The following is a 19,821-nucleotide window of genomic DNA, read 5'->3' as shown; positions in this document are numbered from 1 at the left end:
TCGCGCGGCGCTAGAATGCCGCATTAGTCTAATGGATGGATTTTCGATGCTCAACGATCCCCGTTCCCACGGTCTTTGGGAAAAAACCGCTCCTCAGCCGCCCGTGACGTCCTCGCTCGTGGGCACGGTGAGCGCCGATGTTGTGGTCGTGGGCGGAGGCTATACGGGGCTTTCCTCAAGTCTCCATCTGGCCGAGGCGGGCTCAAAGGTCGTGCTTTTGGAAGCTGCGGAGATCGGCTTCGGCGGCGCGGGCCGCAACGTAGGCTTGATCAACGCCGGCATGTGGGTGATGCCTGACGACCTTCCCGGTGTTCTCGGCTCTGTTTACGGCGAGCGTTTGCTCGACCTGTTGGGCAACGCACCAGGGCTGGTGATGGAGCTGATCGACAAGCACGGTATTGCCTGCGAGCTCGAGCGGAACGGTACGCTTCATGTCGCCGTTGGCGCGAGTGGCCTGAAGGAGATCGAGGACCGCGCGCGGCAATGGGCGGCGCGCGGAGCGCCGGTGACGTTGCTCGACGCGGCGGAGACGGCTAAGCGCGTCGGCAGCAGTGCCTATACAGGATCGTTGCTCGACATGCGCGCAGGCACGCTGCAGCCGCTCGCTTACGCGCGCGGCCTTGCGCATGCGGCGGTCAAGGCTGGCGTTTCAATCCACACGTCGAGTCCCGTCACCGCCACCGAGCGGAAAGGCAATCGCTGGACCGTAAGGACCACCAAAGGCGAGGTGACGGCCGACTGGATCATCGTGGCGACCGACGCCTATAGTACAGGCCCCTGGGAAGCGGTGCGCAACGAGCAGGTGCACCTACCCTATTTCAATCTGGCCACCCGGCCCCTCAGCGACAACCTGCGCGGTTCGATTCTTGCCGGGCGCGAAGGCGTTTGGGATACGAAGGAAATCCTGTCGTCCTACCGCATGGATCAGGCCGGACGTCTTGTCTTCGGCAGCGTTGGTGCTCTGCGCAATACCGGGTTTGGGATCCATACGGCCTGGGCCAAACGGTCTTTGAAGAAGCTGTTTCCGCAGCTTGGCGATGTCGAGTTCGAATGCGAGTGGTATGGCAAGATCGGGATGACCGACAATGCGCTGCCCCGATTCCACAGGTTCGCGCCGAATGTTGTGGGCTTCTCCGGCTATAATGGTCGCGGTATCGCCCCCGGCACCGTCTTCGGCCGCACGCTTGCCCAGCTGATCCTGGAACAGACGACGGAAGCAGACTTGCCATTGCCGTTGACGGCGCCGTCCGAGCCGAGATTCCGCGCCGTGAAGGAAATGTGGTACGAAGCCGGCGCGCAAGTGGCCCATTTCGCCGACGCCCGCTTTTGAGAAACGAGGTTGAACCCATGACCATTTCTGCACTTGATCTCGCCACCGAGACGAAAAGACTGCTCACAGAATTGGGCGTCGGTGCCCACCGCTATACGGGCGGCACGCTCCGTGTGACCTCTCCGGTCACTGGCAAGGAGATCGGGGCGCTGAAGGAGCATTCGGCTTCCGAGGCAAAGGCTCAGATTGAGGCCGCCCACAAGGCGTTCCTCGATTGGCGGGCCGTTCCAGCTCCGAAGCGCGGCGAACTCGTGCGCCTGCTCGGCGAAGAGCTTCGCGTTGCGAAGAACGCTCTCGGGCGGCTTGTCTCGATAGAGGTTGGCAAGATCACGTCCGAAGGGCTCGGCGAAGTCCAGGAAATGATCGACATTTGCGACTTTGCCGTCGGCCTGTCACGCCAGCTTTATGGTCTAACCATTGCCACCGAGCGCTCCGAACACCGAATGATGGAAAGCTGGCATCCGCTTGGTGTTGTCGGCATCATCTCGGCCTTCAATTTCCCGGTCGCCGTCTGGTCCTGGAACGCGGCGCTGGCGCTTGTCTGCGGTAACTCGACGGTCTGGAAGCCATCGGAGAAGACACCGCTGACGGCGCTTGCCGTTCAAGCGCTTTTTGAAAGGGCGCTGAAGCGGTTCATTGCCGAAGGCGGTGTCGCGCCTGCCAACCTCTCGACCTTGCTCATCGGCGGTCGCGATGTCGGGGAAGTCCTCGTCGACCATCCCAAGGTGCCACTCGTCTCCGCGACCGGCTCGACGACCATGGGCCGCGCTGTCGGTCCACGCCTGTCGCAGCGTTTCGCGCGGTCGATCCTAGAGCTCGGCGGCAACAATGCCGCGATCATCTGCCCAACGGCCGACCTTGATCTGACGCTGCGTGGCATTGCCTTTTCTGCCATGGGCACGGCCGGCCAGCGCTGCACGACATTGCGCCGCCTGTTCGTTCACGAGAGCGTCTATGACAAGCTCGTTCCGCGTCTGCAGAAGGCCTATGGCTCGGTGTCGATTGGCAACCCGCTGGAGGCCGGTACGCTCGTCGGGCCGCTGATCGACAAGCAGGCATTCAGCAAGATGCAGTCCGCATTGGAACAGGCGAAGGCGGCTGGCGGCAAGGTCACCGGGGGTGAGCGCGTCGAAAACGGTGAGGGAGACGCCTTCTATGTCCGCCCGGCGCTCGTTGAAATGCCCTCACAGACTGGCCCTGTCGAGCATGAGACGTTTGCGCCGATCCTCTACGTCATGAAGTACACGGATTTCGATCAGGTATTGGAACTGCACAACGCCGTGCCGCAGGGGCTTTCTTCTTCGATCTTCACGAATGACATGCGCGAAGCCGAGACCTTCGTTTCGGCTCGGGGTTCGGATTGCGGAATTGCCAATATCAACCTCGGTCCGTCCGGAGCCGAAATCGGTGGTGCGTTCGGCGGCGAGAAGGAAACCGGCGGTGGCCGCGAATCCGGCTCGGACGCCTGGAAAGCCTACATGCGCAGGGCGACGAACACGGTCAATTACGGCAAGACATTGCCGCTCGCACAGGGCGTGAAGTTTGACGTTGAATGATTGCTGCTGGATTGCAGCTGGAAGGGCGATGACATAACACGTCATCACCCCTTTCTTTTTTGCAGGTCGCCATGCATTTGACTTTGGCTGCGGCGGAAACGCTGGTTATCGATGCCCTGACGCGCAATCGCGTGGACGAGGCAAATGCGCGCTCGGTCGCCAGGGCGCTTGTTGCTGCCGAAGCGGCTGGACAGGGAGGTCATGGCCTGCGCCGCGTCGAGGCTTACGCAAAGCAGGCGAGGGCAGGCAAGGTCGATGGATTTGCCAAGCCGCAGCTCGAACGACTGTTTCCTGCGGTTGTGCGGATCGATGCCTGCCACGGCTATGCCTATCCTGCGTTTGATCTCGCCGCCTCGGTTCTTCCGGAGATTATCAGGGAGCAGGGCATTGCCTTGGCGGCAGTTCACCGTTCGCACCACGCCGGCGTTCTTGCGCTGACCGTCGAGCGGTTTGCGGAAATGGGGTTTGTCGCTCTGATGGTTGCCAACGCCACCGCCTCCATGGCGGCCTGGGGCGGGCGGAAACCCGTCTTTGGAACGAATCCCATCGCATTCGCCGCGCCGATCCCGAAGACTGACCCTCTCGTCATTGATCTCGCGCTCTCGCGCGTCGCCCGTGGCAAAGTGATGGCCGCACGCCAGAAAGGCGTTGATATCCCTGCAGATTGGGCTTTTGACCGGAACGGTCAGCCGACGACGGATGCCCTTGCCGCACTCGAGGGGACGATGGCCCCATCTGGAGAGGCCAAAGGTGCGGCCTTAGCAATGATGGTCGAATTCCTTGCCGGCGCACTGACCGGGGCCAATTTCTCCTTCGAGTCCTCCTCGCTTTTTGACGACAAGGGTTCAGCGCCCGGTCTTGGGCAGATGCTTGTTGTCATCAACCCGGCCGCTAGCGGTGGAAGTGGCGTGGCGGAAAGGTTGGCCAGGTTGGTGGACGAGATTTCGTCCGACCCCGGCGTGCGGCTCCCCGGGCGTCGCGGCCAAACGGTTCGTAGACAGGCACTGGAAAGCGGCCTCGAGGTCGAGGATGAAGTTGTTGCCACCATCTATTCGCTCTAGCTAGAACGATTCTAAAGTTGACGAACAATTTCAAGTATTTGTGATCCCTGAATCATCTCTAAAACTTGAAATGCCAAATCAACAAAAATATACGGGCTCCCATCACCTCGGGGATCTCGGGTGCAACACCATGGAGGGCTTCATGAAAACTTCCCTTAATCGCGTTTCCGGCGCGCTGGCGCTTGCTGCGTCGCTTGTTGCCGCAACTTCGCTCGCCACCGGCGCCGCTGTGGCGCAGGAATCCGAAGGCATTGTCGTCTACAACGCTCAGCATGAGAGCCTCGGGCGCGAGTGGATCGATGCATTCACCAAGGCAACCGGCATCAAGGTAACGATGCGCCAGGGCGGCGACATGCAGCTCGCCAACCAGATCATCCAGGAAGGCGATGCGTCGCCGGCCGACGTTTTCCTGACAGAGAACTCTCCGGCCATGACGCTGGTCGATGCCGCCGGCCTCTTTGCGCCGGTCGACAAGGAAACGCTAGACCAGGTTCCCGAGCAGTATCGTCCGTCTGACGGCACGTGGACCGGCATTGCCGCCCGTTCGACCGTTTTTGTCTATGACAAGACGAAGTTGACTGAAGACAAGCTGCCGAAGTCGCTGCTCGACCTTGCGGATCCGGCCTGGAAGGGTCGTTGGGGCGCTTCGCCGGCCGGCGCTGACTTCCAGGCGATCGTCAGCGCTTTGCTCGAACTCAAGGGCGAGGAAGCAACGGCGGCGTGGCTCAAGGCGCTCAAGGAAAATTCCACTCCGTACAAGGGCAACAGCGTCGCCATGAAGGCGGTCAATGCCGGCGAAGTCGAGGGTGCGGTGATCTATCACTATTACTGGTTCGGCGATCAGGCGAAGACCGGTGAAAACAGCAAGAACGTTGCGCTGCACTACTTCAAGAACCAGGATCCGGGTGCATTCGTCAGCGTTTCCGGCGGCGGCGTTCTGAAGTCGAGCCAGCATGCCAAGGAAGCTCAGGCCTTCCTGAGGTTCGTGACCGGCAAGCCCGGCCAAGACATCTTGAAGAGCGGTACGTCCTACGAATATGCCATCGGTAAGGATGCCGCTTCGAACGACAAGCTCGTCCCACTGGCTGATCTCGATGCACCGAAGGTTGATGCGGCCAAGCTGAACAGCAAGAAGGTGACGGAACTGATGACGGCCGCGGGCATCATCTAATTCTTTCGCAGGCCCCTGCGGGTCAAAACTGTTGCTTTTGGCTCAAGAAAAACGTAGGGCATGACGAAATCGGCAACCGCCTTTCATAGGCGGTTGCCTTCCTTTTTCAGCGTATGAAGGCGGCGGCCTTGCTGCAGGACAACAGATTGCTTGTTCCCGGCCATGAAAGGCCGATGGCGCGGCCGGTGGCGGGAATAGATCGGCTGCGGGCGCATCTGCCCCACGCTGCCGTCATCCTCTTTGCCTCCGTCGTGGCGCTGTTCAGCCTGGTGCCGCTTGGCTTCATCGGCTGGATAACCTTTGATGTCGGCTGGCAGACCGTCAAGGAATTGGTGTTCCGCGCGCGCGTCGGCGAATTGCTCGTCAACACGGTGCTGTTGGAAGCCTTTACCATTCCGCTGTCGATCGCTCTTGCCGTGACGCTTGCCTGGCTGGTCGAACGGACGGACATACCCTTCGCCCGGCTGTGGTCGTGGCTGGCGGTTGCGCCGCTCGCGGTGCCGGCCTTCGTCCATAGTTACGCCTGGATCAGCCTCTTTCCCGGCATGCGCGGCCTGCAGAGCGGCGTCTTTGTTTCCGTGCTCGCCTATTTTCCGTTTCTCTACCTCCCGGTCGCCGCCGCCTTGCGTCGGCTTGATCCCGCCATCGAGGATGCTGCCGCCTCCCTCGGCCTTGGGCCTTGGCGTCTGTTCTTCCGTACGATCCTGCCACAGCTGCGCTTCGCCATCTGCGGCGGCTCGCTGCTGATCGCGCTGCACCTGCTGTCGGAATACGGTCTCTACGTGATGATCCGTTTCGACACCTTCGCAACCGCCATCGTCGACCAGTTCCAATCCGCCTATAACAGCCCCGCGGCCAACATGCTGGGCGGTGTCCTTGTCTGCTGCTGCCTGTTTCTGCTGGGTCTCGAAATCCTGTTGCGCGGCAATGAGCGATATGCCCGGGTCGGATCCGGCTCGGCGCGGCCTGCGGATCGCCGGCGGCTCGGCTGGTTCGTGGTGCCGGCGATCGTGCTTCAGGTGGGGCTGGCGGCTCTGGCGCTCGGCGTTCCTCTCGTAACGCTGGTGCGGTGGCTCTATCTCGGCGGGCTCGAGGTCTGGCCTGTCGACACGGTCGGCAATGCTTTCGCGCAAACTATCGTTCTTGCTATCGCCGGCGGCGCGCTTGCGACGATTGCTGCCGCACCGATGGCCTGGCTCTCCGTGCGCGCACCGGGGCGTCTCCAGCGCCTGCTCGAGGCCTGCCACTACTATGTCGGCTCGTTGCCGGGTGTGGTCGTGGCGCTCGCGCTCGTGACGATTACGGTCCGTCTCGTTCTGCCTCTCTATCAGACCTTCGTGACCCTTATTGTTGCTTACATACTGCTGTTTCTGCCGCGTGCCATGGTGGGCCTCCGGGCCAGTATCGCCCAGGCACCCGTGGAGCTGGAGCGTGCCGCAATGGGCCTTGGCCGCACGCCCGCCCAGGCAGTGAGGCAGGTCACCATGCGGTTGGCCGCGCCAGGTGCGGCGGCCAGCGTCGCGCTTGTTGGTCTCGGGATTACCAATGAGCTCACCGCGACATTGATGCTGGCGCCGAATGGGGTGGAGACGCTTGCGACGAGGTTCTGGTCGCTGACTAGCGAGATCGATTACGTGGCGGCGGCGCCATACGCATTCATGATGGTCGTGTTATCGCTGCCGCTCACGCTTCTTCTTTATGCCCAATCGAAACGGACTGCCGGACAATGACGCTGCTTACGATCGATCGCATCAGCAAGCGTTACGGGCATGTCCAGGCATTGCAGAATATTTCACTCGATGTTGCCGCCGGAAGCCGCACTGCCGTCGTCGGGCCTTCAGGGTCGGGCAAGACGACGCTGCTGCGCATCATCGCCGGTTTCGAGCAACCCGACGGCGGTCGCGTGACGCTCGACCGTGAGCTTCTGGCTGACGGTCCTGTAGCGGTGCCCGCACACAAACGAGGCATCGGTATCGTGTCACAGGACGGCGCGCTGTTTCCGCATCTGAGTGTCGCCGACAATATCGGCTTCGGCTTCGAGCGCGGTGCGCCCGATCGCGAACGACGCATTATCGACCTGCTTGATATGGTCGAGCTTGACCGCAACATGCTCAGCCGTCGGCCGCACCAGCTTTCCGGTGGCCAGCAGCAGCGTGTGGCCCTTGCCCGCGCACTTGGCCGCAAGCCGCGCTTGATGTTGCTCGACGAACCGTTTTCGGCACTCGACACAGGACTGCGCGAGAATATGCGGAAGGCCGTGGCGCGCGTTCTTCAGTCCGCAGGTATCACGACGATCCTCGTTACTCATGATCAGGCGGAAGCACTCTCCTTTGCAGATCAGGTTGCCGTCCTGCGGGAAGGCAGATTGATCCAGGCCGGGTCGCCGCAATCGGTTTACCTGCAGCCCCTCGATCGGGAGACAGCCCTGTTCCTCGGCGACGCCGTGATGCTTCCGGCGATCGTTCGCAACGGTTTTGCTGACTGCGCGCTCGGTCGCGTGGCGGTCGACGGGGATCGCCAGGGCAAGGTCGAGATCATGCTACGGCCCGAACAGATCAGGGTCGTTGCTGATGAAAGCGAGCAGACTTATCGCGGACGTGTCGTCGAAGTGGAATTCGGTGGAGCGACCTGCACTGTCGCCGTGTCGCTTGAGGGAGTGGCCCTGCCGCCGATCATGATCAAGACATCGAGCGTGGCGCTTCCGGAGCGCGGAGATCGTGTTCGTCTCGATATCGCCGGCAAAGCGCACGTTCTCGGAAGCCGCTGATCAGGCGATCTTCAGTTCAGAGCCTTCGTCTTCCGACAGCCAGCCACCGCTAAAGCCCGCCAGCTCGAGACCGCGCCGGATAACGGGTGACCGTCGCATCAGGCCCCAGATGAAGTCGGACCGATCGTTTTCGATCGTCATCACAAGGAGTCCCTGATCGATGCCGACGCAGCGATCGTCCACCCAGCCTTCCGGTCGCTTGGTCTTCACGGTCGGATTGAACCCGCCGGGGAAACGATCCTCGTAGAGCAGGTTCGGATACGTGGACATCAGGGCGCGGAGGCCATCGAGCGACGCCTGGCGGTCATACGGCAGCGACGCGAGTGCGGCCCAGGGTGCGATCGTGCCGTCATCTGGTCCGAGCGGTGCGCCGCGCGCGGCATAGCCGAGCACGCGCGGATGGCGACCACCACGCATGTTGCGCGTCGGAGGCGGGCCATCTGAGGCGGATAGACCCCAGATGTCCTTGTTGTAGCCGACGAAGTGGCCGGGATTGCGCTCCGCGTAGTCCCGCTGCACGGCAATCGATACCTGGGTGTTGCGGAAATAATCCCAATTGCGATCGGCCATCGCCTTGTCCTGGATTCCGCGGAAATCAATCCAGGCATGCGAGAAAAAGTGAATGAAGAGTGGGCCGGCATAGACATAAGGTTGGTCGCCGAACAGCATCCAGGAGTAGCTTGCGGTAAAGGCATCGTAGCTCGACGTCGGGATCGGATGCGTCGGGGAAGCCAGCGCCAGCGTATAAAGCAGGATCGCTTCGTCGTAGCCCTGCCAGCGCCAGCGCAGGAAGCCACTGCCCGGCTTCCAGCCCATGCAAATGGTCTGGCCTTTGTTCAGCGCCCAGTGCCAGTCGATTCTCTCGTAAACCAAATTTGCGAGCCTGCGGATCTCCGTCTCGGCTTCGGTATTGCGATCAAAATAGGCCGCGGCCGTCAACATGCCTGAAACCAGAAGCGTGGTGTCGATGGTTGACAGCTCGCTGTTCCAGGCCCGATGGCCGGTGTCCATATGCAGGAAGTGATAGAAGAAGCCACGATAGCCGATCGCATGCCGCTCACGACCTTGGTGACCGTTGGCAAAGAAGCAAAGCGTCTTCAGCGTGTACTCGATCGCGTCGGAGCGCTGCATCCAGCCACGCTCGACAGCGACGGGATAGGACGACAGGGAAAAGCCGACCGCGGCGATGCTGCAGGGAACACCCGCGACGGACGTGTCCGCGACCAGCCCGTTGTCGGGATTGTAGTGCTTCGGAAAATAATTGAATGCGCCTTGCTGAAGCCTGTCGATCAGCGCTACATCCGTTTCCTCGGTCCGTTGTAACATACGTGCCAAGCCCAACTTGTTATTCAGCCCCGCACCAACATGGCGAAGCGTCGTGTGCAATTCAATGATTCTTGGAGGGACAAAAGCGCGCGGGGCCGCCATCTCGGCCGCTGCGTGTGGTTATGCGCCGGTAAACACTGTCCGCCAGGCTGCCGTGGCGTGAAGCCACTGCCTCGTTCGCGCCTCCGGATCAGCGCTCAGCGTGATGTCAGTAACGACGGCGGCACAATCGGCGCCATGGGCGAAGACGGTCTCGATGCGATCGACGTTCAGTCCGCCGATGGCGACGAGGGCCAAGCTGCCGATGCGCTCCTTCCATATGCGCAGACGCTCAGGCCCCTGCTGCGACCACTTCATCTGCTTGAGAATGGTCGGATAGATCGGACCGAGTGCGATATAGTCCGGCTTTGCCGCCATCGCTGTATCGAGTTCGGCATCGTCGTGGGTTGACAGCCCGAGCTTCAAGCCGGCGGCACGAATGGCGCCGAGATTGGCCGCTTCCAGATCCTCCTGACCGAGGTGGACGAAATCGCATCCTTCCTCGACGGCAAGCTGCCAGTAGTCGTTGATGATCAGCTGACAGCCATGCACGGCGCAAATTGTCTTTGCTGTTCGGATTTCGGCGCGCAGCTCGGCCGCTGTTTTATTTTTGATCCGTAGTTGCACAAGCTTGACGCCGAGCGGCACCAGCCGCGCAATCCACTCGGCACTATCGACGATGAGATAAAAGGGATCGAGCTTCATGCGAATACGGCCTTTCCGATGATCGGTGTCGACGGAACCGCGATATCGCGCGGTTCTAGCATGCCGGCACCGAAAGCCTCGTGGCCCGCTTCGATCGCCTTGGCGAATGCACTGGCCATGGCAACCGGATCGCCCGCGCTGGCGACGGCGGTGTTCAAGAGGACGGCGTCGAAGCCGAGCTCCATGACGGTTGCCGCGTGCGATGGCCGACCGATGCCGGCGTCAACGATGAGCGGAACGTCCGGGAAATGTGCGCGCATGGAGCGCAGCGCCGTGAGGTTCAGCGGCCCCGCGGCACTGCCGATTGGGGCACACCAAGGCATCAATACGCGGCAACCCGCTTCGAGCAGCTTCTCCGCCACCACGAGGTCGTCGGTCGTGTAAGGAAAGACCTGAAAGCCCTCGGCTGAAAGAATGCGTGCGGCCTCTACCAGACCGAAAACATCAGGCTGAAGCGTGTCGTGATTGCCGATCACCTCCAGCTTGATCCACTTGGTGCCGAAGAGCTCGCGCGCCATCTTGGCTGTCAGCACGGCTTCGGAGACCCCATGGCAGCCAGCCGTATTTGGCAGAACCCGGACACCAAGCGCCCGTATCATCTCGAAGAAGGCGCCGCCGCTTCGTCCACCAGCGGTCTCACGGCGGAGCGAGACGGTGACGATCCCCGTTCCCGACCGTTTGACGGCCTCCGCAAGGATCGCGGGCGAGGGATATCGTGCGGTACCGAGAAGCAGGCGAGAGGAGACTTCGGTGTCGTAAAGCCTAAGCATGGTCAGCCCCCCTGCATCGGCGACAGGATTTCGATCCGATCGTTGTCGTTGAGTGCGTGGTCGGCACGATCCTCGCGGTGGACGATTTCGCCGTTGACGGCAGTCGCCAGCCAGTCGCCTTCGTATTCCAGCAGCGTCAGCAGCTCGGACAGTGTTGGCGCAATGAGGTCGTGATGCTCGCCGTTGACGATCAGTTTCATCGGCAATTTCCTCCTGGTTCGGTTCTGGAGAAGACAAGGTCCGCAGCGTCCTGCGCCATTGCGGGCGCCAGCAGGAAGCCATGGCGATAGAGGCCGTTGAGCACGACCGCATCATGCTCGAGGACCACGCGGGGAAAATTGTCGGCAAATGCCGGCCGGATGCCGACGCCGGTTTCGACGACGGCAGCGTCCGCGAAGGCGGGATGCACTGCATAGGCGGCGTTCAGCAGCTCCATCATCGAACGCGCCGAGATCGGACTGCCGAACTCCGTCTCGATCATGGTGGCGCCCACCATGAAGAGGCCATCTCCACGCGGAACGATATAAACGGGGAAGCGGGGATGCAGCAGGCGAACGGGTCTGGCAAGGGTAACTTCGCGGGTTTCCAGATAGAGCATTTCACCGCGAACGCCGCGAAGTCCGCTCGTTTGCCCGATTCGTGCTGCGCCCGTGCAGTCCACGATGTCGTCGTAGTCGGTATGTTCGGTGACGTGCTCGATGAATGCGACACGCCGGGCGAGGAGTTTTTCTCGCAGCAGGCCCAACACGCGCCTTGGATCGAGATGTCCTTCCAGCGCGAAGAACAGGGCCCGCCTGAATCGCCCAGCAAAAGCCGGCTCCAACGCGGCGATTTGCTCTTCGCCCAACCATTCATGGCCGCTGGTGCGACCGGCAAAGCGATCGAGTTCGTTTTGGTCGCGCGCGGGAGCAACGACCAGCGTTCCGTTTCTGTGTACCTCGCCCGGCAGCATCGTGTCCCACCGGTCTATGGCATCGCGGCCGCGCAGCAAGACGGCTTCGTCCCCGCTTTCACGCTCACACCAGGGCGCGAGCATGCCGCCCGCGAGCCAGGAGGCTGCTTGGCTAGAGCTCGGATCCGCAACGGTGACGTCGACACCACGAAGGCTGAGTTCGTGCGCGACCGCAAGGCCGGCAACGCCGGCCCCTTTGACTAGGACATGCATCTCAGTCACGCGACCCTTGGGTGGCGTCGATCGGCATATAGAGATCGCCGCCCTCGCGGTATTTCGCCGCCATGGCGTCGAGCCCTTCTTTCTGCGCCTCGGCGCGGATGTCGTGCGAGATCCGCATCGAGCAGAACTTCGGGCCGCACATGGAGCAGAAGTGCGCCACCTTGTGCGCTTCCTTCGGCAGTGTCTCGTCGTGGAAGCTGCGGGCTGTCTCGGGATCCAGCGACAGGTTGAACTGATCCTCCCAGCGGAATTCGAAGCGGGCGCGCGACAGCGCGTCGTCGCGCAATTGAGCAGCCGGGTGTCCCTTGGCGAGATCGGCGGCATGAGCGGCGATCTTGTAGGTGATGACACCGGTTTTGACATCATTGCGGTCGGGTAGACCCAGGTGCTCCTTCGGGGTGACGTAGCACAGCATCGCCGTCCCGAACCAGCCGATCATAGCAGCACCGATGCCGGAGGTGATGTGATCGTAGCCCGGTGCGATGTCGGTGGTCAGCGGCCCCAGCGTATAGAACGGCGCCTCGCCGCAAACGGCGAGCTGCTTATCCATGTTTTCCTTGATCTTGTGCATCGGCACATGGCCGGGACCTTCGATCATCACCTGGCAGTCCTTCGCCCAGGCGATCTTCGTCAGTTCGCCAAGGGTTTCCAGTTCGGCGAATTGCGCGGCGTCGTTGGCATCGGCAATCGAACCCGGACGCAGGCCGTCGCCGAGCGAGAACGAGACGTCATAGGCCCGGCAGATGTCGCAAATCTCTTCAAAATGCTCATAGAGGAAGCTCTCGCGGTGGTGATGAAGACACCACTTGGCCATGATCGAGCCGCCACGCGAGACGATGCCGGTGACGCGGTTGACGGTCAGCGGGATGTAGTGAAGCCGCACCCCGGCATGGATCGTGAAATAGTCGACGCCCTGTTCCGCCTGCTCGATGAGGGTGTCTCGATAGACCTCCCAGGTCAGGTTCTCGGCAATGCCCTCGACCTTCTCCAGTGCCTGATAGAGGGGAACGGTGCCGATCGGCAGTGGAGAGTTGCGAATGATCCATTCGCGAATGTTGTGGATGTTGCGGCCGGTGGAAAGATCCATGACGGTATCGGCGCCCCAGCGTGCCGCCCAGACCATCTTCTCGACCTCTTCGGCCATGGAAGAGGTGACGGCGGAGTTGCCGATATTGGCGTTGATCTTCACCAGAAAGTTCCGGCCGATGATCATCGGTTCGGATTCGGGGTGATTGATGTTGGCGGGAATGATCGCACGACCGGCAGCCACTTCCTGCCGGACGAATTCCGGGGTGACGTAATCCGGAATCCGAGCGCCGAAGCTCTCGCCATCGCGCGTGATGGCTTCCGCCTGTGCCTTGCGGCCGAGATTTTCGCGGATCGCGATGAACTCCATCTCGGGCGTGATGATGCCGGCGCGGGCATAGGCGAGCTGGGTGACGGCCTTGCCGTCCTTTGCGCGGAGCGGCTGGCGCCTGGCAGGAAATTCCGGCGTCAGCCGTTCGCCACTGGCAAAGCCGTTATCCTCAGGGCGCACCTGGCGGCCCTGATAGGCCTCGACATCGCCGCGAGCGAGGACCCAATTGCGGCGCGGTTCCGGAAGCCCTTGCTCGATGCTGATGTCAGCACCTTCGACCGTATAGATCCCTGAGGAATCATAGACCGTGACCGGCGGTTCCCCTGATGTCGGGTGGACGCTGATCTCGCGCATCGGCACGCGGATGTCGGCGTGAATTTCCCCCGGGATGTAGATTTTCCGAGAGGCCGGCAATGGGCCCGTCGTAACGGTCGGGGTGATGTTCTTTGCGGCAATATTCATGGTTGAGGCTCCAAGTTTTAGGTTTGGAGACCCAGTCCTCAGCCGGAATGATGAAAAGACGCCGACACCGATTCCACGCGAGAATCCAATGCCTTCGAGCGCTTGCACCGTCCCTACGCCAGTATGAACTGGATCAGGTTCAACGGGTCACTGCGCACGATAGCAGTATCTCAGCCCCTTGCCGGGACCCCCCTGGTGAATGTGAAAAGGTTAGAGCCAGAGCAGCAGAGCTGTCAAGCCGACTTCCGCAGCCTACATCGAAAGGTCCAGCGCACGGCCTTCGAAGAGGCGGCTCTGCGACCCCTCGAGATGCGCCTTCATCAGCGCCCGCGCATCTTCCGCGCGGCCTTCGACGATAGCGAGGTAAATCTTGTTGTGCTCCTCATAGACTTGCTCAAGGCCTTGACGCGGACCGAGGAGCGATAGGCCGTGAAGGTGCATGCCGACCGCGATATGCGCCTTCAGGGCATCGATCGAGGCCGTGTAGTAGTGGTTGTTGGCAGCTTCCGTGACCGCACGATGGAACGTGAAGTCGGCGTCGGTGCGATGAAGCTGGTGGCTGGTCGCCTCACGCAGATCGGCTAGCGCTGCGGCAATCTTCTGAATCGCAGCCTCGTCACGGCGCTTGGCGGCAAAGTAGGCGGCCGCGGGCTCGATCGTCAGGCGAAACTCATAGCAGCGCTGGATATCGGCGATCGTCTTGACCGGCGAATAGGAAAGCTGCGCCGTTGGTGAGCCGTGGGCGCTGACAAAGGTACCGGCTCCTTGCCTGGCATAGACGATCCCCTGATCGCGCAACCGTGCCAACGCGTCGCGCACGATGGGGCGCGAGACGCCAAGCATCGATGCAAGCTCGTGCTCACCAGGCAGGCGTGAATCCGGCGGATAGTTTCCCGAGCGAATACGCTCCTGCAATTGGTCGAAGACCCGATCGACCAGCTTGACGGCCTTGCCGCGCTCCGGCTTAGCCGCAGGCGCCGTTTGCGCATTCGCCGATACACCGTTTGCTTCGTTCACTTTCATTCTCCCCGCCGGCATTGTCTTATGCCGCCTGATTCTGTGCAATCAGTCTTACCAAACTATCAGAACTACCGAAGCCCCCGGACTTCACCGCGCATCGGAAACGCAGGCCATCTGCCGTTACGACGTCAAACCAGGGAATACCCGCCTCGATTTCGCCCTGTGGCCTGAGGACTCGAATTCCGAGTGCGTGAAACACTGCCAACGCCGTATCGCCGCCGCCGACTACCAGCATTTCCGGGCGCATCATCTCTATGACGGATTTTACGCCTTTCGCGAAGCGGTCGGCAACTGCTGTAGCCTCGCCAGTGATTTCGCCGGTGCACCGCAAAAGTATTGGTAGGTCAAATCGTTCTTCGTACGTCAGCGCTCCCATGGGCGCATCGATGGTCGACGTCAAAGCGCCGGAAACTTGCAACTTGGTCATCTGCGCGGTCGTGATCGGATCACGGGAGCCGAAAGCGAAGACAGTCCGGCTCGATGCGGCGAAAGGTTTGCTTGCCCTGTTCGGTTGGCCGATCTTGCGGGCAAGTGCAGCTCCGATACCGCGGGCGCCGACGGCAAGGGTCTTCTTCCAGTCGTAAGCGCCAACCACCCGGTCGAGATCGCTGTCCGTTTCAGCATCGCGGACGAGCACTTGGCCGTTATTTGCCTCGAAAAGTTCGACAATCGGCAGCGGCTTGTCGACACCACGACCGACGACGTGACCGTTGCGGGTCAAACGCTCTTGATCGGGAATGGCTGGTGCCACCACGATTGCCTCGTGACCGAAGACGGCAGTCAAAGCTTCGCTTTCGGCCGCAACATTCCCCTTAAGCCGGGAGTCGATCTTTTTCAGAACGATTTGAGGTGAGGCGGCAAGAAGGGCCTTCGCCGCAGAGCTGACCTTCCTTGCCGCTTCCTCCTCCGGGAGAGCTCTTGAAGCCGTGTTGACCACCACGACCTCGCAATCGGTCGCAAGCGTTTCCGATATGGCTCCGACGTCGATCGCGACAGCGACGGAAAGTCCGGCGTCGAAGAAGGGGGTTCCCGTGTCGAGCGCGCCGGTCAAATCGTCAGCGATGATCGCAACCTTTAGCGTCATGCGGTCTGTCCTGGGTTGACAGCGTGGCAGGCGACAAGATGGCCAGGCTTGGCCTCCTTCCATTCCGGCACGACCTTGCTGCACACGTCCATGGCGATTGGGCACCGCGAATGGAAGCGACAGCCGCTCGGCGGGTTGAGCGGGCTCGGCACGTCGCCCTGCAGGATCTGGCGCTTGCGCGTGCGTTCCAGTTCCGGATCGGTTTCGGGAACGGCGGAGAGCAGAGCCTTGGTGTAGGGGTGCAGCGGGTTATCGAACAGCTCCTCGCGCGTCGCGAGCTCCGCCAGGCGGCCGAGATACATGACGCCGACACGGGTACTGATATGGCGCACGACGGCCAGATCATGGGCGATGAACAGGTAGGTCAGGCCATACTTCTCCTGCAGATCGAGCAGCAGGTTGATGATCTGCGCTTGGATCGAGACGTCGAGCGCCGAGATTGCCTCGTCGCAGACGATGAACTTCGGCTGGCAGGCGAGCGCGCGGGCAATGACGACACGCTGGCGCTGGCCGCCGGAAAGCTCGTGCGGATAGCGCTGGGCGAAACGCGTGGGCAGGCCGACGTCGGTCAGGAGTGAGGCGACCCTGTCCTTCAGCTCCGCCTTGGTGCAGAGCTTGTGGAAGAGGATCGGTTCACCGATCGCCTCACCGATCGTCATACGCGGGTTGAGCGTGGAATAGGGATCCTGAAAGACAATCTGCAGGTCGCGGCGGAACGGCCGCATCTGCTTCTCGTCCAGCGTCGCCAGATCCTGCCCCTTGTAGACGACCTTGCCGCTGGTCGCCTTGTAAAGGTTGAGGATGGTAAAGCCGGTCGTCGACTTGCCGCAGCCGGATTCGCCGACGAGACTCAGCGTCTCGCCTTCCATGATGTCGAGATTGACGTTGTCGAGCGCATAGACGGTCGCAGCACGCTCGCCGAAGGCGCCGAGCTTGACGTGGAAATGCTTGACGAGGTTTTCGACCTTGAGCAGCGGTTGGGCACCCATCACGCGGCCTCCTGCATTTTCTGGACGACGAAGCAGGCGGCCCGGTGATTGCCGGCGCCCGCCAGCGGCTCGAGCTTCGGTACGCGCTCGTGGCAAATCGCTTCCGCCAGCGGACAGCGCGGCGCAAACGGACAGCCCTTCGGGCGACGACCCGGCTCCGGCGGCGTGCCGCCGATCGAGGAGAGCCGGCTTGCCGGCGCATCCGACAGCTTCGGAATCGAGGCTAGCAGACCACGCGTGTAGGGATGGCTCGGTCGGGCGTAGAGTTCATCGACCGGCGCGTCTTCCACCACTGTTCCGGCATAAAGCACGGCAACGCGATCGACGAGGCCGGCAATCAAAGCCAGATCGTGGGTGATCCAGACGACCGACATGCCGAGCTTGGCGCGCAGGTCCTTTACCAGATCGACGATCTGCGCCTGGATGGTGACGTCGAGCGCGGTCGTCGGTTCGTCGGCAATCAGCAGTTTCGGATTGCAGGCAAGGCCGATGGCGATCATCACGCGCTGCCGCATGCCGCCAGACAGTTCGTGCGGATAGGCCTGCAGCCGCTCCTGCGGGCCGGGAATGCCAACGAGACGCAGCAGTTCGACGGCACGTGCGCGGGCCTCCGCCTTCTTCATCTTGCGATGGTAGATCAGTGGCTCGCAGATCTGGTCGCCGATCCGCATGACCGGGTTTAGCGAGGTCATCGGATCCTGGAAGACGAAGCCGATATCGCCGCCGCGCACCTTGCGCAGTTCCTTGTTCGACATCTTCTGCAAGTCATTGCCGTCGAAGCTCGCAGAACCCTTGGTCACCTTGATCTTGTTCGGCAGCAGCCGCATCAGGCTCAGCATGGTCAGGCTCTTGCCGCAGCCGGATTCGCCGACGACGCCGAGGGTTTCGCCTCTATTGACGTGGAGGTCGATGCCATCGACCACCACCGCCGGACCATTTCTTCCATCGATCTCGACCGTCAGGCCGCGGACATCCAGCAGCTTTTCATTGGATCGGGTGGTGCTCATCACTTGGCTCCCCGCGGATTGAGTGCGTCGTTGAGGCCATCGCCGAGGAAGCTGAAGGCGACAGAGGCAAGGCCGAGAACGGCTGCCGGTGCGGCCAGCAGATGCGGATAATGCTGCCAGACACGCAAGCCGTCGGAGATCATGTTGCCCCAGCTTGGGGTCGGTGGATTGACGCCTACGCCGAGGAAGCTGAAGGCACTTTCCAGGACCATAGCGGTGCCGAGACCGGCGCTGACGGAAACGATCAACGGACCGAGCGCATTCGGAACGACATAGCGCTTCATGATGATCCAGTTCGAAAGGCCGAGCGCCTGGGCTGCGGTGACATAAGGCCGGCTGCGGATCGACAGTACCTGGGCGCGAACGAGGCGCGCATAGGGCGGCCAGGAGATCAGCGCCATCGAGCCGAAGACCAGCATGAAATCGACCCAGATGGTCTGGCGATAGAAGGGATTGAGCGTCGCCAGATACTGCGCCTCCATCCACTTTGTGATCGGCGATTTCAATGATGCATTGATGACGACGACGAGGAGCAGGTTCGGCACGGACATGGTCATGTCGGTGAGCCACATGATGACGCGGTCGAACGGATTACCGAAGAAGCCAGCGATGGCGCCGAGGATCGTGCCGATGAGAACCGCGATGACGGTGACGATGACCGCGACCAGGAAGGCCGTACGGGTGCCGAAGACGACGCGGCTGAACACATCGCGGCCGAGATCGTCGGTGCCGAAGAGATGCTGCAGCGACGGAACGGCATTTCGGGCCTGGAGATCCTGGCTCAGATAGTCGTAGGGCGTGAGGTAGGGGCCGAAGATCGCGGTAAAGGCGAGGATCGCGACGACGGCCAGGCCGAAGACGGCGAGCTTATTGCGCTTCAGGCGATACCAGGCGTCACGCCAAAGGCTGACGGGTGCTTCTTCCTGGGTTGCGGCGGGAGAGAGAGGGATGGCGGACATGGTCAGCGGCTCCTCCTTGCATCGTTGGCACGCGGATCAAGCAGTGGATAGAGAACGTCGACGAGAAGGTTCGATATCATCACCAGGAAAGATCCGATGAGCGTGATGGCCAGAATGACGGGGTAGTCCGAATTGGTCAGCGCCTGCACGGTCAGGCGACCGAGGCCGGGAAGACCGAAGACGAGTTCTACGAAGATTGCGCCGTTGACGATCGTGATCATGATCAGGCCGAGTTGTGTCACGACGGGCGTCAGCACCGGACGCAGGATATGGCGCAGCGCCACGACCATTTCGGGCACGCCCTTAGCGCGGGCGGTGCGGACGAAATCCTCAGACAGAACCTCGATGACGGCGGCGCGCGTCTGGCGCACGATCAGCGCGATCGGCTGGAAGGAGAGCACGACGAGCGGCAGCAGGATGCGCACGTCGAAGATGCCGCCCCATCCATAGGGCACGCTGGCGCCCGGCAGGAGAACAATGAGACCGACCATGAGCAGTGGACCGGCAACGTAGGCCGGGATCGCCCACAAGAACAGAGCCGAGCCGAGGATTGCATAGTCGAGCCGGCTGTTCTGGTTCATCGCAGCGATCATGCCAAGCGGAATGGCAATGATCGTCGTCAGGATGATGGAACAGAGTGCCAACTTGAAGGAGACGGGGGCCGCAGCCGAAACCATGGCCCAGACTGAGCGGCCCGAGGTCAATGAATTGCCGAACTGGCCATGCAACAGGTTCCAGACGTAGAGGCCGAACTGCTCGATGAAGGGCCTGTTCAGACCAGCACTTTCGCGGATGGCTTCGATGCGCTGCGGATTATAGGCGACATCGCCGGGCGCGCGCAGAAAGATCAACTTAATCGGATCGCCGGCGCCGTAGAAGGCCAGCGCGTAGACGGCCAGCATCACGATCAGAACGGACGGAATCCAGATGGCAAACCGGGCCAGCACGTAGCGTAACAAGGTTACCTCCCACCGGTTGGCAGACACGTTCCGCATCAACGCGGACACGCGATGTCTTCTTGAAACTTGCGCGAAGGCCTTGCGG

Annotated in this window: 18 protein-coding genes and 1 riboswitch; of the genes, 6 read left to right on the top strand and 12 right to left on the bottom strand. The window is 61.6% G+C overall.

Annotated features, from left to right (window positions below; translation table 11 throughout):
• Window positions 1-46 precede the first annotated feature (46 nt).
• The 6 genes from K9B32_RS11525 (at window position 47) to K9B32_RS11500 (ending at window position 7,885) form a co-directional block, all read left to right on the top strand.
• Window positions 47-1,330, top strand: a complete 1,284-nt coding sequence (locus tag K9B32_RS11525; RefSeq protein WP_224562025.1) for an NAD(P)/FAD-dependent oxidoreductase — start codon at window positions 47-49, stop codon at window positions 1,328-1,330.
• Between the two features lie 17 nt (window positions 1,331-1,347).
• Window positions 1,348-2,886 carry an aldehyde dehydrogenase family protein gene (locus K9B32_RS11520; protein ID WP_224562024.1) on the top strand — a complete coding sequence of 513 codons (1,539 nt, stop codon included), beginning with the start codon at window positions 1,348-1,350 and terminating at the stop codon, window positions 2,884-2,886.
• 71 nt (window positions 2,887-2,957) lie between these two features.
• Complete coding sequence (locus K9B32_RS11515) at window positions 2,958-3,947, top strand: Ldh family oxidoreductase (RefSeq protein WP_224562022.1); 990 nt, start codon at window positions 2,958-2,960, stop codon at window positions 3,945-3,947.
• A 142-nt stretch (window positions 3,948-4,089) separates the two neighbouring features.
• On the top strand, window positions 4,090-5,118 hold the full coding sequence (locus K9B32_RS11510; RefSeq protein ID WP_224562019.1) for an iron ABC transporter substrate-binding protein: 1,029 nt from the start codon (window positions 4,090-4,092) through the stop codon (window positions 5,116-5,118).
• A 113-nt stretch (window positions 5,119-5,231) separates the two neighbouring features.
• Window positions 5,232-6,848 carry an ABC transporter permease gene (locus K9B32_RS11505; RefSeq protein ID WP_224562017.1) on the top strand — a complete coding sequence of 539 codons (1,617 nt, stop codon included), beginning with the start codon at window positions 5,232-5,234 and terminating at the stop codon, window positions 6,846-6,848.
• Complete coding sequence (locus K9B32_RS11500) at window positions 6,845-7,885, top strand: ABC transporter ATP-binding protein (protein ID WP_224562015.1); 1,041 nt, start codon at window positions 6,845-6,847, stop codon at window positions 7,883-7,885. The genes K9B32_RS11505 and K9B32_RS11500 overlap by 4 nt, the downstream gene beginning before the upstream one ends.
• Here the strand turns inward: K9B32_RS11500 and K9B32_RS11495 are convergent, their stop codons facing one another.
• The 12 genes from K9B32_RS11495 to K9B32_RS11440 all read right to left on the bottom strand — a co-directional run bounded on the left by K9B32_RS11495 (window position 7,886) and on the right by K9B32_RS11440 (window position 19,736).
• Window positions 7,886-9,211, bottom strand: a complete 1,326-nt coding sequence (locus K9B32_RS11495; protein WP_224562013.1) for a glucoamylase family protein — start codon at window positions 9,209-9,211, stop codon at window positions 7,886-7,888. It lies immediately after the preceding gene.
• 120 nt (window positions 9,212-9,331) lie between these two features.
• Complete coding sequence (locus K9B32_RS11490) at window positions 9,332-9,955, bottom strand: thiamine phosphate synthase (RefSeq protein WP_224562007.1); 624 nt, start codon at window positions 9,953-9,955, stop codon at window positions 9,332-9,334.
• Entirely contained in the window at window positions 9,952-10,725 is a 774-nt protein-coding gene (locus tag K9B32_RS11485) for a thiazole synthase (RefSeq protein WP_224562005.1), read from the bottom strand. Before K9B32_RS11485 ends, K9B32_RS11490 begins: the two co-directional genes overlap by 4 nt.
• Before the next feature lie 2 nt (window positions 10,726-10,727).
• Window positions 10,728-10,925 carry a sulfur carrier protein ThiS gene (thiS, locus tag K9B32_RS11480; RefSeq protein WP_224562003.1) on the bottom strand — a complete coding sequence of 66 codons (198 nt, stop codon included), beginning with the start codon at window positions 10,923-10,925 and terminating at the stop codon, window positions 10,728-10,730.
• The gene (thiO, locus tag K9B32_RS11475) at window positions 10,922-11,890 is read right to left on the bottom strand and encodes a glycine oxidase ThiO (RefSeq protein WP_224562266.1); all 969 of its coding nucleotides are present in this window, start codon (window positions 11,888-11,890) and stop codon (window positions 10,922-10,924) included. The genes thiS and thiO overlap by 4 nt, the downstream gene beginning before the upstream one ends.
• Before the next feature lies 1 nt (window position 11,891).
• Window positions 11,892-13,718, bottom strand: coding sequence for a phosphomethylpyrimidine synthase ThiC (gene thiC, locus K9B32_RS11470; protein WP_224562001.1), 1,827 nt, complete (start codon window positions 13,716-13,718; stop codon window positions 11,892-11,894).
• Between the two features lie 92 nt (window positions 13,719-13,810).
• A riboswitch (TPP riboswitch) is annotated at window positions 13,811-13,922 on the bottom strand.
• Between the two features lie 48 nt (window positions 13,923-13,970).
• Window positions 13,971-14,735 carry a FadR/GntR family transcriptional regulator gene (locus tag K9B32_RS11465; RefSeq protein ID WP_224562000.1) on the bottom strand — a complete coding sequence of 255 codons (765 nt, stop codon included), beginning with the start codon at window positions 14,733-14,735 and terminating at the stop codon, window positions 13,971-13,973.
• Window positions 14,736-14,760: 25 nt separating this feature from the next.
• On the bottom strand, window positions 14,761-15,822 hold the full coding sequence (locus K9B32_RS11460) for a four-carbon acid sugar kinase family protein (RefSeq protein WP_224561997.1): 1,062 nt from the start codon (window positions 15,820-15,822) through the stop codon (window positions 14,761-14,763).
• Entirely contained in the window at window positions 15,819-16,811 is a 993-nt protein-coding gene (locus K9B32_RS11455) for an ABC transporter ATP-binding protein (protein ID WP_224561995.1), read from the bottom strand. The genes K9B32_RS11460 and K9B32_RS11455 overlap by 4 nt, the downstream gene beginning before the upstream one ends.
• Window positions 16,811-17,818 carry an ABC transporter ATP-binding protein gene (locus tag K9B32_RS11450; RefSeq protein ID WP_224561993.1) on the bottom strand — a complete coding sequence of 336 codons (1,008 nt, stop codon included), beginning with the start codon at window positions 17,816-17,818 and terminating at the stop codon, window positions 16,811-16,813. The genes K9B32_RS11455 and K9B32_RS11450 overlap by 1 nt, the downstream gene beginning before the upstream one ends.
• Window positions 17,818-18,777, bottom strand: coding sequence for an ABC transporter permease (locus K9B32_RS11445; protein ID WP_224561992.1), 960 nt, complete (start codon window positions 18,775-18,777; stop codon window positions 17,818-17,820). Before K9B32_RS11445 ends, K9B32_RS11450 begins: the two co-directional genes overlap by 1 nt.
• Before the next feature lie 2 nt (window positions 18,778-18,779).
• Window positions 18,780-19,736: an ABC transporter permease gene (locus K9B32_RS11440; protein ID WP_224561991.1), complete on the bottom strand. Its 957-nt coding sequence runs from the start codon at window positions 19,734-19,736 to the stop codon at window positions 18,780-18,782.
• Window positions 19,737-19,821 lie beyond the last annotated feature (85 nt).

The organism is Rhizobium sp. 3T7 (assembly GCF_020166565.1).
Classification (GTDB): Bacteria; Pseudomonadota; Alphaproteobacteria; order Rhizobiales; family Rhizobiaceae; genus Rhizobium.
This window is presented reverse-complemented; position numbering and strand designations above follow the sequence as displayed.